General features: G+C 60.9%; 10 protein-coding genes. 6 read left to right on the forward strand and 4 right to left on the reverse strand.

Annotated features, from left to right (window positions below; all coding sequences use genetic code 11):
* Positions 1-37 precede the first annotated feature (37 nt).
* Entirely contained in the window at positions 38-2,479 is a 2,442-nt protein-coding gene (locus tag BUC24_RS06480; protein ID WP_229448057.1) for a family 1 glycosylhydrolase, read from the forward strand.
* A gap of 1,091 nt (positions 2,480-3,570) precedes the next feature.
* Here BUC24_RS06480 and BUC24_RS06500 read toward each other — a convergent pair.
* Complete coding sequence (locus tag BUC24_RS06500; RefSeq protein ID WP_073213266.1) at positions 3,571-5,358, reverse strand: YbhB/YbcL family Raf kinase inhibitor-like protein; 1,788 nt, start codon at positions 5,356-5,358, stop codon at positions 3,571-3,573.
* Between the two features lie 110 nt (positions 5,359-5,468).
* Positions 5,469-6,455 carry an MBL fold metallo-hydrolase gene (locus BUC24_RS06505; protein WP_073213267.1) on the reverse strand — a complete coding sequence of 329 codons (987 nt, stop codon included), beginning with the start codon at positions 6,453-6,455 and terminating at the stop codon, positions 5,469-5,471.
* 103 nt (positions 6,456-6,558) lie between these two features.
* On the opposite strand from BUC24_RS06505, the gene BUC24_RS06510 reads away from it, so the two are divergent.
* The 5 genes from BUC24_RS06510 (at position 6,559) to BUC24_RS06530 (ending at position 12,666) form a co-directional block, all read left to right on the forward strand.
* The gene (locus BUC24_RS06510; RefSeq protein WP_073213268.1) at positions 6,559-7,455 is read left to right on the forward strand and encodes a LysR family transcriptional regulator; all 897 of its coding nucleotides are present in this window, start codon (positions 6,559-6,561) and stop codon (positions 7,453-7,455) included.
* Between the two features lie 174 nt (positions 7,456-7,629).
* Complete coding sequence (locus BUC24_RS06515; protein ID WP_073213269.1) at positions 7,630-9,831, forward strand: hybrid sensor histidine kinase/response regulator; 2,202 nt, start codon at positions 7,630-7,632, stop codon at positions 9,829-9,831.
* A 63-nt stretch (positions 9,832-9,894) separates the two neighbouring features.
* The gene (locus tag BUC24_RS06520) at positions 9,895-10,698 is read left to right on the forward strand and encodes an alpha/beta fold hydrolase (protein WP_073214859.1); all 804 of its coding nucleotides are present in this window, start codon (positions 9,895-9,897) and stop codon (positions 10,696-10,698) included.
* 6 nt (positions 10,699-10,704) lie between these two features.
* A complete protein-coding gene (locus tag BUC24_RS06525; protein WP_073213270.1) occupies positions 10,705-11,892 on the forward strand; it encodes a PAS domain-containing sensor histidine kinase in 1,188 nt (395 codons plus the stop codon).
* Positions 11,893-12,285: 393 nt separating this feature from the next.
* Positions 12,286-12,666, forward strand: a complete 381-nt coding sequence (locus BUC24_RS06530; protein WP_143167405.1) for a hypothetical protein — start codon at positions 12,286-12,288, stop codon at positions 12,664-12,666.
* 56 nt (positions 12,667-12,722) lie between these two features.
* Here BUC24_RS06530 and BUC24_RS26875 read toward each other — a convergent pair whose 3' ends face one another.
* A complete protein-coding gene (locus BUC24_RS26875) occupies positions 12,723-12,881 on the reverse strand; it encodes a hypothetical protein (RefSeq protein ID WP_178372487.1) in 159 nt (52 codons plus the stop codon).
* A 58-nt stretch (positions 12,882-12,939) separates the two neighbouring features.
* Entirely contained in the window at positions 12,940-13,908 is a 969-nt protein-coding gene (locus tag BUC24_RS06535; protein ID WP_083598733.1) for a universal stress protein, read from the reverse strand.
* Positions 13,909-14,864: the final 956 nt, after the last annotated feature.

Consider the following 14,864-nt stretch of genomic DNA (forward strand, 5'->3'; position numbering starts at 1 on the left):
GACATATTTGGTTACATATGCAAAATCGTAGCATCGAATGGATGAGGAAATCGTATCGTGCATGTCGGATATCTGCCGAGATGCGGATAGGACATTGCCTACATTATCTCCATACGATATATGGCTTAGTTCCTTAAGTCATCATGAGATTCCAGAGGCAAACTCGCGCTGCGACCGTGGCAAAATGTGTAAAATCCACCAAGAAATTTTCGACGGAGAGAGTCTATTTATGGATAGAAAGCGTAGCGGGGACGAGGGGGCATCAATCGCATTGTGGGGCGGTCTGGAGTGCACTATTAATCGTGTCGGTGACCGCTTCCATTCCCAGGCCGATCTGAATGGACACGCACAGCGCGCGGAAGATATCGAATGCTTTGCTGCGCTGGGCATTTCCGCGATTCGCTATCCAGTGCTGTGGGAACAAATCGCGCCTGCGGGCATCGAGGCTGCCGACTGGGATGTGACCGACCTGCGCTTGCAGGCGCTGCGCGATCATCAGGTCACGCCCATCCTCGGGCTGGTGCACCATGGCAGCGGTCCGCAGCACACGAATTTAACCGATCCGGCGTTTGCCACCGGCCTAGCCGAATTTGCAGCTGCGGTGGCACGCCGCTATCCCTGGGCTGAGTATTACACGGTGGTCAACGAACCGCTGACCACGGCACGGTTTGCTTGCCTGTACGGGTTTTGGTATCCCCATGCGCGCAGCGATGCGCTGTTTCTGCGCGCGCTACTGGTGCAAAGCAAGGCAACCATCTTGGCCATGCGCGAAATCCGCGCGGTCAATCCATCCGCCAAACTGGTTCAGACGGATGACCTGGGCAAAACCTACGGTACCCGGGCCATGCATGCGACGGTCGAGTTTTATAACGAGCGGCGCTGGCTTGGCTGGGATCTGCTGTGCGGCAGAGTCGACCCATCACACGCGTTGTGGTCTTACTTCATGAAAAACGGCGTCAGTCCCTCCGAGCTTGCCTGGTTCCAGGAGAACGCCTGCCCGCCGGACATTATTGGCGTCAATTATTATGTGACCAGCGAACGCTGGCTTGATCACCGGGTGGACAATTATCCGCCCCAGTTTCGGGGCATGGCAGGCGCGACGCCATGCGCCGACATCGAAGCGGCGCGTGCGCTGGCGGTGCCGTCTGCGGGCATTGGTCCTTTGCTCGACGAAGTGTGGTCGCGCTACGGCATTCCGATCGCGGTCACCGAAGTGCACATCGATGCCACGCGCGAGGACCAGCTGCGCTGGCTGCACGAGATATGGGCAGCATGTGAACATGCCCAGCGAAGAGGGGTGGACCTGCGCGCCGTGACGGTATGGTCACTGCTTGGTGCATTTGACTGGAACAGCCTGGTCACGTTACAGAATGGCTACTACGAACCTGGTCCGTTTGACTTGCGCGGCGGTGTGCCCCGGCCGACCGCGCTCGCCGGCATGATGCGGGACTTGGCCAAGGGCGTGGTGCCCGGCGATCCGGTGTTGCACAGCAAGGGCTGGTGGCGCAGGCCGGAACGCTTCCTGTGCGCGCCTGTGGCCACCTCTGACGCGGTTGCCTCCATTAGCGCGGACTGTCATGTGGTATCGGGCAAGGCGCCGGCGCCCATCCTTATCTCTGGGGCGTCCGGCACGCTGGGGCGCGCGTTTGCCCGCATCTGCCAGTTGCGTCACTTGCCGTATCGGGTACTCTGCCGCGACGAAATGGATATCGCCGACCAGTCGTCTGTGGAAGCGGCAATTGCGCGTTACCAGCCATGGGCGCTGATCAACGCCAGCGGCTATGTGCGGGTCGACGATGCCGAAACTGACGTGGAACGCTGCTTGCGTGAAAACGTGGACGGCCCCGCTGTTTTGGCTGACGCATGCGCGCGCCACGGCGTGCATTTCACCACGTTCTCCAGCGATCTGGTGTTTGACGGTGAGCAGGGAGCGCCCTATGTCGAGTCAGACGCGACCGGCCCGCTGAATGTGTACGGGAAAAGCAAGGCGATGGCCGAACAAGCTGTCATGGAACGGCACGCTGGTGCGCTTATCGTGCGTACCAGCGCCTTTTTTGGACCGTGGGATCAACATAACTTTGTTGCGCATGCGCTTGCCGCGTTGAAGGCTGGCGCGCCGTTTTCCGCGGCTAGCGACGTGATTGTCTCTCCCACCTATGTGCCCGATCTGGTGCATTGCTGTCTGGATTTGGTGATTGATAAAGAGAGCGGCATCTGGCATCTGACCAACGGCAGCGCAGTCACCTGGAGCGGTTTCGCAAGACAGGCAGCCCGGTTGGCAGGAATCAGTGCCGACAGCTTGCAGGAACAGTGTTCGTCCGAGACGGAGCTGCCCGCCCAGCGGCCACGCTACAGTGTGCTGGGAAGCCAGCGCGGGGTGCTGCTTCCCTCGCTGGAGAACGCGTTGATGCGCTTTTTGGCGGAGCGCGAGTGCGATGACAGTGCAGCGTTGGAATTGCCTGCGACAGTAGAACGGTAGGCAAGCCTGCGCACTGGCAGTGGGCGCCTCCGCCTCCATCGTCCTCGCGCAGGCGGGGACCCATACCACGCAAGCAGAACCTCAGCGCGAGCGTGCCATGGGTCCCCGCCTTCGCGAGGACGATGTTTTTAAGTCTCCTGTTCAGGGACAGAGTTGGATCGCGCCACAGTAAGAGTAGGAGGCCATCTCGATCACTTTGCGATGGACCGCAGAATCAGTCCAGCTACATCGTCCTCGCGCAGGCGGGGACCCATACCACGCAAGCAGTACCTTACCGCAAGCATGCCATGGGTCCCCGCCTGCGCGAGGACGATGTTGTTAGGTCTCCTAGCTGGATCGAGCTCCAGTGCAGCCTGGAACACTACCTCGGTCACTTTGCGATGGACCGCAGAATCAGTTCAGCTACATCGTCCTCGCGCAGGCGGGGACCCAATCCACGCAAGCAGTACCTTAGCGCAAGCGTGCCATGGGTCCCCGCCTGCGCGAGGACGATGTTGTTAGGTCTCCTAGCTGGATCGAGCTCCAGTGCAGCCTGGAAGACAACCTCGGTCACTTTGCAATGGACCGCAGAATCAGTTCAGCTACATCGTCCTCGCGCAGGCGGGGACCCATACCACGCAAGCAGTACCTCAGCGCAAGCGTGCCATGGGTCCCCGCCTCCGCGAGGACGATGTTTTGTTAGGTCTCCTAGCTGGATCGAACTCCAGGCCAGCCTGGAAGACCACCTCGATCACTTTGCGATGGACCGCAGAATCAGTTCAGCCTACATCGTCCTCGCGCAGGCGGGGACCCATACCATGCAAGCAGTACCTCAGCGCGAGCATGCCATGGGTCCCCGCCTGCGCGAGGACGATGTTGTTAGGTCTCCTAGCTGGATCGAGCTCAAGGCCAGCCTGGAAGACCACCTCGATCACTTTGCGATGGACCGCAGAATCAGTTCAGCTACATCGTCCTCGCGCAGGCGGGGACCCATACCACGCAAGCAGTACCTTACCGCGAGCATCCCATGGGTCCCCGCCTGCGCGAGGACGATGTTTTGTTAGGTCTCCTAGCTGGATCGAGCTCCAGTGCAGCCTGGAAGACCACCTCGGTCACTTTGCACTCTGCTCACGCTGCTGGTACTGCCCCACCAGATGCCCCTGCGCCAGGACGTGTCCGCGCATGGCGGCGAGCAACTGTGCCTTGTCGGCGCCAAACGGCACATCCAGCAGGCGATCCAGCGCGAATACCTGGAAGTAATAGCGGTGCGGTGCGTCGCCGACCGGCGGCCGCGGTCCGTAATAAGCAATGGATCCGCGGCTGTTTCTTCCTTGCAGCACGCCAGGTGGCTCGGTCAGCCGCGGCTGCTCTTGCAAGCCTTCCGGCAACGCAGTCACGTCCCTGGGAATGTTCCAGGCCAGCCAGTGCACGAAGGGCGTAATGGGTTTGGCGTCCGGGTCTTCGGCAATCACGACGTAGGACTTGGCGCCCTCCACTTTGTTCCATTGCAGCGGTGGCGAAACGCCGTCAGCGTATTCGCTCGTGCGCTTGGGAATTTGGCCGTCGGCCGGAAACGCGGAAGAGGTGACGGCTATTGCCTGACGGGCAGCGTTATCCGGGCGATCTTTAGCCAGCGGCCCGCCGTTTCCTGCCGCAGCCTGCGCTTGCATTGGTCCTGCAGGCGCCGGTCCCAATGCGGCGCGCCCCTTCGCCTCGTTGCCACTGTAGGCAATGCGATAGAGCACGCCGTTGGCGTCGTCGCTCATCAAAAGTGCGCCGTCCTTTGCTTGCGCCAGCCCGACTGGCCGGGCGAAGTGCGTGCGCCCACCGTCGGTAAGAAAGCCGGTGACGAATGGCTCGAATCGCTGCGGCTTGCCATCATTAAAGTGAATGCGCACCAGTTCGTACCCGGAAGGCTTGCTGCGATTCCATGACCCGCGCATGGTCGCGAATGCGTCGCCTTGAAATTGTTGCGGAAAGCCCGTGCCCGTGTAGAACACGAGCTGCATTGGCGCCGCATGCGCCGTGTAACCCAGCGCCATCGCCACGCTTTGCGCCTTCCATTCGGCCTTGCTGATTTCGCCCGGTGGCGTTGTCTGTGGATTGATTTCACCTGCACCGAATACATGCGGCCAGCCGTATTGCTTGCCCAGCTCGAGCTTGTTGAGCTCTTCAGCCTGCACGTCATCGCCGAAGGTGTCGAGACCGTGATCGAGCCCCCACAATTCGCCTGTCACAGGATGCCAGTCAATCCCAATGGTGTTGCGCAGACCGCTGGCAAAGATGGTCCGGCTTTTTCCATCCGGGGAGGCGCGCAGAACTGTTGCATTCTCGGGATTGCTTTCGTTGCAGCCATTGCAGGTGGAGCCCACCGTGATATACAGCATGCCGTCGGGTCCGAAGGCCATTGTGCGGTTGGGATGCTGGCCGGAGTCCGGCAGATCGTCGATGATCATGCTCTGTGGCCCAAGGCGGCCATCGGCCAGAATATCGCTGACGAACACTTCCTTCACGGTGGCCAGGTACATTTTATTGTCCTTGATGGCAAGACCGTGCAAGCCAGCCCGGTTCGCGACGGTGACTGGCGGGCCGTCGGCTTTGCCATCCTGATTGGCATCTTGCAGCAGGATGACGTCGCCCTGATCGCGCCGGCTCACATACACGGTGCCGTTTGGCGCCACGGCAACCATGCGGGCGTTTTTCAGATCCTTGGCGAACACCGTGATCTGAAAACCGGCCGCTACACGCAGCGACTTGATGCGGGCATCGCTTGCAGGCACTTTGTCAGGCTTGACCACCGCGCTCTTGCTCCAGGTTTGGGTGCCATCGCCTTGCTGCGCGAATGCGCCGGATGCCGCGAGGGCGAGGGTCAGAGCCGTCATTTTTTTGAGAGATGTCATGTGGGCCTCGTCGATGAAGAGAGATGGGACCGATCCGGTCAGATGCCACAATTTTGAGCCGCAGCACCGGCCACCTCTGTGCGGGAACGAACCGCCAGTCAAACTCGGCGCTACCGAGTGCCCGCCACGAAGTCATTCACGTAAGTCAGCGGCACCCAGCGGTAGCCCGCGCCTTCAGCACGCAGTCTGCCTACGCCGGGAAACGCGATGTGATCGGCGGCGATGACGTATTTTTCGCGCGCAGCCTCGGCGAAGGCGCGCTTGCGCTGCTCGGCAGCGGCTGTGGCATCGATGTCGAAAACGATTGTGACCGCCGGGTCCGGCACCTGGACTTCTGCAACGTGCAGCAAGTCTCCCCAGAACAATAGTTTTTCGCCTTCACTTTCCAGCGCGTAAAGGCTGTGGCCGGGTGTATGGCCAGGGGCAGGCACGGAGCGGATGCCGGGAAACAAGGTCACCGCCCCACTAAAAGGCTGGATCTGGCCGGCATCGAGATACGGTTTCACCTTGCTGACGGCGTGATCGAAATTTTTTTGCGCCGCGGCGCTGGCCCTGGCGCGCTTGGCCGGGTCGAGCCAGTAGGCTATTTCGCGCTGTTCCAGATGCAGGGTGGCGTTGGGGTAGACCATGCGGGTGCCATCCATCAAGCCGCCGGTATGGTCGGTGTGAATATGGGTGATGAGGATGTCCGTGATCTGTTCTGGTTCAAAACCTGCGGCGCGCAACGCTGCGGGCAGCTTGTCGAGGGTCGGTCCGTACAGTTCGCCGGTGCCGGCATCGACCAGAATCAGGCGGCCGGCCGCCTCGATCAGATAGGCATTGACCGAAATGTTCACCAGCGCACTCTGAAAGTTTTCCGCAAGCCGGGCCGCGACCTGGCCTGGCCGCACGTTGGTCAGCAGGGCCTGCGGCGACAGCGGCAAGGTCCCGTCCGACAACGCCGTGACCCGCACCTTGCCAATCTTGAAGTGATAAAAACCGGCCTGCGCCTTGTCCATGCGTACTGGCGCCGGCGCGGGCGCGTCTGCTGCTTGACCGGGCATGGCCACGCCAAGCGTTGCCAGTAGCAGGAGGGAAGGGAGGAACTTAGTTTTCATGTTGGGCCTTTGATTCTGAGTTGGAGTGGGACAAGTCTATTCTCATCAGATCAAGCGATATAGTCGTGCTATATTGAATTGCCCTCTCTATTTCGTTGATAATATGATTGACAATGTGCTGGATTTGGCTGTGTTTGCCCGGGTCGTCAGTGCCGGCAGCATGAGTGCGGCGGCGCGCGAACTCGACCTGTCGCTGGCCGTCGTCAGCAAGCGCATCGCGCTGCTGGAAGAGCGCGTGGGCGTGCGCCTGATTCACCGCACCACGCGGCGTCAGTCACTGACCCAGGAAGGGCAGCAATTTCATGCCCATTGCGTGCAGATCCTGGCTCGTGTGAGCGAAGCCGAAGCGGCCATGACGCACAGCCGCACCGAGGTGGCCGGGCTGCTTCGACTGAGCGCACCGCGCGCTTTCGGGCGTCACCATCTGGCACCGCTGGTCGCCGCTTTTCGTGAGGCGCATCCCGCAGTCAGTGTGGAAATGATTCTTGATGATGAGGTGGTCGACATCGTCGACGCGGGCATCGACGTGGCGCTGCGCTTTGGCGCGCTGGAAGACTCGACCATGATTGCGCGCTACATTGGCCCCAATTACCGCCTGCTGACCGCGTCGCCCGACTACGTGCGGCGCCATGGCGCACCCGCCAGCCTCGAGCAGTTGCAGGAGCATGCCTGCATCGTCTACAGCGCCCGTGCGCCCCGGCATTGGTTATTCCAGCATGAGGGCAAAGCGCATGAAGCGAGGATCAAGCCCGTGTTCATATGCAACGATGGCGATGCAGCCCAGGAACTGGCGCTGGCGGGAGCGGGCATCCTCTATCGCTCGATCTTTGACGTTGCCGACGCACTCGCGTCCGGCAAACTGGTGAAGCTGCTAGCGCACTACACAACGCCCACCGAACCGCTGCATCTCGTTTATCCTCACGCGCTGCATCTGGCGCCGCGCGTACGCGCATTTGCCGATTTTGCGGTGGTACGATTACGTACTATCTGGACTTGGTAAGCCGACCCAGCTACTTTTCCTTGCCTACTGCGATTCCATGCGAACCGGGGAATAGGAGTTGGTGTGAGACAATTGTTCAATTGAACCCTGGCATCGCGATGCTGCCTGCCCGATCGAAGCATATTCGGGCACGGTTCAATCGCTCAGGCCCTCCCGTCAATCTGATTATTGAACATGCGAATCCGCGCCCGTCTGCTCACGCTTGCCCTCTCCATCTTGATTCCAGCATTTCTGTCGTGTGCAGTGGCGATCTGGTTTGTCTACAGCCAGCAGCAGCAGGCGCAGGAGAAAAGCGTCAGGGCTGCGGTCAAGGCCTTTGCACTGCTGGTAGACCGGAATTTCCGCGCCACCGAAGGTTTGCTGGAAACCCTGGCCAAATCCCCGGATTTGGCCAACGGGCAGATCGACAGCTTCGCCCGGCAGGCCAGGCTGCTGGTACCGGGGAGCGAGCGCGTCATTGTTCTGAGCGAACCCGACGGTCAGCAGCTGGTAAATACGCGCGCATCGGCCGGCGCGCCTCTGCCGCACTCCAACGAAGCACTGCAACAACTGCGGCGGCAGCACCCGAACGCCAGCTTTGTGTCCGGCTTGTTCATTGGCCGCGTGGCGAAAAAAAAGGACGTTGCTGTCGACGTGCCCGTGCTGATCAATGGCGCAGTGAAATACCGCCTGTCGATGGGCATGCAGGCTGCGGAAATGCAGACCTTGATCGCCGAGCAGAACTTTCCCAAGGAATGGCTGATCACCATCGTCGACCAGTATGGCATGGTGGTCGCGCGCAGCGAAAAGGCGGACCAGTATGTTGGCAAACGCGTCAGCGGACCGCTGCTCGCGCGGCTGACCTCGCTGGAAGGGGAAGGCGTCAACCACGGCACCACACTGGATGGCCGCGATGTGGCCGCATTCTTTTATCGTGCAACGGCGTCCGGCTGGACCACGATTTTGTCCATCCCGCGTGAAGAAATCCGCCGCCCGGCCCTGTATGGCGCGACCATTCTCTCAGTCGTCCTGCTTGTGATGCTGGGTGTGGCCGTCGCCCTTGCCGGGTACTTTGCACGCGAAACTGCGGCCCCGATCGAACGCTTGCGTGAGGCCGCCGAGCAGCTCGGCACGGGTGCCGTGGTGGTCCTGCCGGCAGCGGGCCTGACCGAAATCGATGCCGTCGGCGCCGCTTTGATCCGTTCCAGCACCCTGTTACGCGAACACAGCGAGTTGCTGTCGGCCCGCGTGGCAGAGGCGGTGGCTTCGTCGGAAGCGGCCCAGCGCGCACTGCTGCAGTCACAAAAGCTGGAAGCGCTGGGGCGCCTGACCGGGGGCGTCGCGCATGACTTCAATAACATCTTGCAGACCTTGTCGAGCTGCCTGCAACTGCTGCGCCTGACCGAAGACCGCACCAGGATGACCGCCTTGATCACGACTGGGGAAAAGGCGATCCGGCGCGCCACCGAGCTGACCGGCCAGATGCGCTCGTTTGCGCGCGTGCAGGACGTGCGGCTCGAGACGCTGTACGTCGCCGACGCGGTGCACAGCATGGTGCCCTTGTTATCGAGCAGCTTGCAATCGAGCGTCACCTTGCGTGCCGAGGTCAGCGAGCAGGTGTGGCCGGTGACCGTCGACAAACTGCAGTTCGAACTGGCATTGCTCAATATTGTCATCAACGCACGCGATGCCATGCCGCGCGGCGGCGAGATCGTGCTGTCGACCCGCACCCTGCATCTGGCCGCGGCCCAAGGGGAAGTCGGGCCAGGCGACTATGTCGTTGTCAGTATTGCCGATCAAGGCACCGGGATGCCGCCCGAGGTACTGGCAAGGGCGCTCGACCCCTTCTTTACGACCAAGCCGGTCAATCAGGGTACTGGCCTGGGCCTGGCGCAGGCATACGGTTTTGCAAAGCAGTCCAACGGCACGCTGCTGCTGCACAGCGTGGAAGGGCAGGGGACGACCATTGAAATCGTCTTGCCGCGTTCAAATGAAGCGCTGACTGCTGCCGCAGACAGGCCTGCAGCGCAGCCCGTGCGCGCCGCCGGAAATGAGGTGATTTTGTTTGTTGAGGACGACTTGCTGGTGCGCGAGACCGTTGCCACGGGCCTGCGCCACGCGGGACTGGAAGTCATTTGCGTGGAATCGGGCGAGGCTGCCCTGGCCGCGCTGGCTTCCGGGGTCGTCGTCGATGCGGTGTTTTCCGATGTGGTCATGCCGGGCGCGGTCAGCGGCGTTGATCTGGCCCGCATTGTCCTGAACACCTATCCAGGCTTGCCGGTGGTGCTGGCTAGCGGCCACACGGACGTGGCCATTAACTTGCCAGGCGTGAAGTTAATCGGCAAGCCTTATGACGTGATGAGCGTCATCAACTTACTGGCTGGCACGGGTGCCTGACTGGCGTACGCGGGGACATTGTCGAGTACGCTACAATGTTTGACTTTTCCTATGGATCCCAGCATGGACATCATCAAGCGTAATAATGTATCGGTTCGCGGCAATGGCCCCATGACGATGCTGTTTGCGCACGGTTTCGGTTGCGACCAGAATATGTGGCGCCTGCTGGCACCGCACTTCGAGACGCGCTTTCGCACCGTGATGTATGACCTCACCGGGAGCGGCAAGTCCGATCTTGGCGCTTACGACCGCAAGCGCCATCATGGGCTCGAGGGCCACGCCGCCGACATGCTGGAAGTGCTCGATGCGGTCGACGCCGGTCCGACCATTGTGGTGGGCCATTCCGTCAGCGGCATGATCGGCTTGCTGGCCGCAATCGAGCGTGCCGACCGCTTTGCCGCCCAGGTCATGGTCGGGCCCTCGCCGTGCTACTTGAACGATGGCGACTATCAGGGTGGCTTTGGCGACGCGGATATCGAAGAGCTGCTTGCCACCATGGACTTGAATTTTCTGGGCTGGTCCAGCGCCATGGCGCCCACCATCATGGGGGCGCCTGATCAGCCAGCCCTGGCCGAAGAACTGACCAACAGCTTTTGCCGCACCGATCCCGAAATCGCCAAGCATTTTGCCCGCGTGACCTTCACATCGGACCATCGTCACCGCTTGCCGCACTCGCCAGTGCCCTCGCTGATTTTGCAGTGCAGCGACGATATCATCGCGCCGCTCAGTGTCGGGCATTACATGCACAGTCAGATGCCGGGCAGCCAGTTGCGCATTATCGAGAACGTGGGGCATTGCCCCCATCTGAGCGCGCCGTCGGCCAGTGTCGATGCCATCGAAACCTTCCTTGCCACGCTGGGTCATTAACACACGATGAGCGAGCAGCATGACGCGGGAACGCAGCCGGCAGAGTGGCCGTGCGGTCTGTTTTCGACCGATGCGCATGGCAATGTGCTCGACGCCAACGCGACCCTGTGCCGCTGGTTGGGCTACACCAGCAGCGAGGTAGCTGACTTGAAACTGGCGCAACTGCTCACCGTGGGCGGGCGCCTGTTTTTTCAGACCCATCTTGGTCCCTTGCTGGAAATGCAGGGTTCGGTCGCCGAAGTGCAACTGCAGTTGCGCCACCGAAGTGGCCAGCTGCTGCCGGTCCTGACGGCCATTGTTCGCGGCGCTGATGCCCAAGGTGCGCACGTGCACCGTTATGCCGTCATGCTCTCGACCGATCGCCGCAAGTATGAGCAGGAGTTGCTCGATGCGCGGCGGCGCGCCGAGTCCGCGCTCGAAGAACGCCGCCTGGCACTGGACGCGCTGCAGCAGAAGGAAGCCGACCTGCGCAAGGCCAATGCGCACCTGCAGCTGATCGATCAGCGCAAGGATGAGTTTCTTGCTGTACTTGCGCATGAATTGCGCAACCCGCTCACGCCGATCCGCAGCGGGCTCGATCTGTTGAACATGCGCGAGACCGATGATCCGCTCCTGCAGCGCGTGCTTGGCGTGTTCAATCGCCAGGTCACGCTCATGTCGCGCCTGGTGGACGATTTGATGGATGTGTCGCGCATCGGCAAAGGCAAGCTGCACCTGAAGCTGGAACCGGTCACGGTCAGCATCCTGGTGCAGCACGCGGTGGAATTGTCGCTGCCCTTGTTTGCCAAGGCCAGGCAAACCTTGCATACCATGCCAGGGCAGCCTTGCATCGTTCAGGGCGACAGCATGCGCCTGACGCAGGTGATCGGCAACCTGCTCAACAATGCCTCGAAGTACACGCCTGCCGGGGGCAGCGCCTGGATCAGTTACGAGCAGCGCGATGCGGAGGTGCTGATCCGCGTGCGCGACACGGGCATTGGTCTGGAAGAAAAGCAGCTGGAAGACGTATTCAAACTGTATTCGCAGGTCGACAGCGCGCTCGAGCGTGCGCAAGGCGGTGTTGGCATTGGTCTTGGCCTGGTCAAAGGCATTGTCGAACTGCATGGGGGCACAGTCGAGGCGCACAGCGCCGGCCTGGGGCAGGGCAGCGAGTTTGTGGTCCGGTTGCCGCTCGGTGCCCCCGCCGCGTACTAGACCATCTGGCCGTTTAACTGCTCCGGCAGGCTTGCAGCGTTGTAGGAAACCTTTTACTGCCAGTTTTCCATGCAGCGCTAAATTTCCCATGTACTTCAAAGGCTTGCGTTTTGAAAGCCGACTTGTTAACAATGTTGTCCACAGATTCTGTGGATGGGTGCGGACCGTGTCGCAACCCACATCGCCCTCGCGAAGGCGGGGGCCTATAGCACTGGTCCGAATTCGGCGCCATGGTTTGGGCCCCCGCCTGCGCGAGGGCGATGTGGTTTGCCTGTGAGGTTTTTCTATTTGGAATTTCCGCAGGACTCATCCTACGCCGACAGCACAAGGAGGCCGATGTTCAGGTACTTAATGAACAGCTACGATACGGACTCAACTTCACTGGAGGGCAACATGAACATCATCTCAACCGGAAAAACGTGTGGACTCATGCTGGGCGCGCTGCTGGCGCTGAGCGCTTGCCGTAATCACGAGACGACCGAGCCGACGCAAGCCGGCAGCACCGCGACAGTGGTCCCTTCCAACGGCACCAACTCGACTGCAACAACGACGACCATTCCAGCGACACCCGACAATACCACTACTGGCACGACGGGTGCAAACGGCGCGACCGTGAACGGGGCAGTTGGCAGCTCGGGAATGAACGGCGACACCAATAGCGGTAACGCGGTCACGCCTCCTGCAGGTTCGAACATCGGCGGATCGGGGGCGACCACGGGTGGTACCGGCGACGGCAAAGGCCCTGACGGTCGTACCGGCACACCCAATCATTAAGGCGGTTTGCGTCGCCAGATTTGCCTGGCGGCGCCAGTCGTGGGCACCGCGCCACTTTAGGCAAGCGCGGCCATCACAGAGCTGGCAGCGGTGAAAGTGATGCAGAAGCCGGCCAGCAGAGTTTTGTCCCGATAATTGCCCAGCCTGTGCTCGCGCCACGCCGCCCACATGAGGGAGGCAGCCACCGTAGCGAGAATTGCGGCGATTTCGTTCATTGCTTGTTTCCTTTCGTGGGTTTTGCGGTGAATATGCAGCTTTCGATTTGCCGCTTGCTTACGCGGACGCGCTTTCCTCGGCGCGCAAGTGTTGAGCGAGGCCACGCCATGTCGTGGCACCGCGCACTGATGCTGTCGTCAGCGCAGGGCCGATCAGCACATCGCATGCGGCGCGCGCGCCGAGCTTGCGCGGGACATCGCCCAATCCGTAACGTCCGTTGCGAGCGCGGCCCTGCCTTCCCACAACGATCAGATCCGCGCCGATGCGCCGCGCGTTCGCGTTGATCACGGGCACGGGCAGCCCGGAATGGACTGCGGCGACGTAGGGTTGAACGAGGGGGCCCAGGTTTTCTATCCATTTGTCCAGCCTTGCCCATGCCGACTCGCAAGCACGTGCCAGATAAGTGCCAACGATGGACGATGGCACTTCCAGCTCACGCATCAAAGCCGCTTCCGGAAAACTGAATGCATGCATGAAAGTGAAATGGGCCTCTGGCGCCAGTGCCAGCGCCAGACGCGCGGCAGTGTCGCACTCCGCGGAAAAATCGACCGCGACCAGCACCTTCCGGTACACGTCGCGTGGTTCGCAATGTACGAATAGAACGCTGTTTTGACTCTGGCGCAAGATGGCTCGGCTGTGGGATGGGGCCAGCAGCGCTAACAGGGAGTGACGGCGTTGCGGCGCGAGTACCGTCAGTTCGGCACGCTGGGCGCGCGCCGTCTCCGCGACAAGTTCGGCCGCCGTGCTTCGCGCGGTGTGCCATATTGGCGCCAGTACGTTCGCATCGTCGAGCACATCAACAGGCGTGCGCTTGCCGTCGATCCATGCTGATACCGCATGGCCGCGCACTTCGATTTGACTGTACTCCGTGTTGCCCGCGCAGAGACCGAGCGCAGAGCGCTTGATGTTGAGCATGTCGAAGCCATCAAGCTGTAGATCGCCGCTCAACAGTGCTGCGCGCAAAGCAGCGCGCTGCGACAAACAGGCTTCGCTTGTAACCAATAACATTTTCTTTGACTGATTCATGGATGACTCCCTAACCGTTGCCCGCCGTGGCGCCAGCAAGAACTGCGCAGCCAGCGGAAATGGGGCAGCCTGACCGATACGGGCCAACTGCCAATCGCCCAAGTACACGGCCAGCCAGACGTGACGGGGCCTGACGGCGCAGCTGCTGTGCTGGCGCGTACTTTGGTGCGTTAGTGAGGGCTCGGTGAGTGAGTGCGCGAAACGCGCAACGCGCTCACCGAGCCTGATAGAGGCAGGCCAGGTCTCTTTTTGCGCTGTTCAATGGCCCAGTACCTCGAGTGGCGTGCATGGTCTAATCCGCCGTGACGAACAAGGATCCCATGCCAACAAAAGCGGCCAGGAACAGGCTGAATCGGCGTTGCACACGCTTGCGTCGCGCAAGCAGCAGGAGCGTTGCGTGCGCCTTGCTCGAGTAAGGGGCGGGCAGCGCTATGCTGCTGCGAACAGAGTTAGACAGGATTTTCATAAGCACACCGGGTGTCGTCCTTGGAAAGGACGAAATGACACAATGCCTGCATTGCTGCAGGCGCTATTGAACCGTTGTGTTTGCTCGGCTGGCAGTCAAGGCGACTGCCGCCGAGCTCAGGAAAGCCAGGCGAGATTGAATTGGACGAAAAATGCCGTTGTGCCAGGGCGCAGCGAGGCGGAGCGGAGACGGCAGCATGCACCAGGCACCGATGCACTTGGTGCGGCGGCGTGAACTACTCGATCGAGGCTGAGTATATCGGTTGGCATGATGGACGAACTCGCGTTTGGAAAGCATGGATTGACTGGTCAAGTGTACACCAGACGCCCCAAGCGCGCTGTCGGGCGGCTCGCCAATCCGGGAAGACTGCTTTTAGACCCAAGTCCCTTTTTCGACAGATGTGCATTTTTTCAGTAATACCAGTGCCTTGAGGTATTTAATTGGTATTAATTATTGTGCGCTGCAACGTCTGGCTATTCTGCGATTTATA

This window comes from Massilia sp. CF038 (genome assembly GCF_900129765.1).
In the GTDB taxonomy this organism is placed as follows: domain Bacteria; phylum Pseudomonadota; class Gammaproteobacteria; order Burkholderiales; family Burkholderiaceae_D; genus Telluria_A.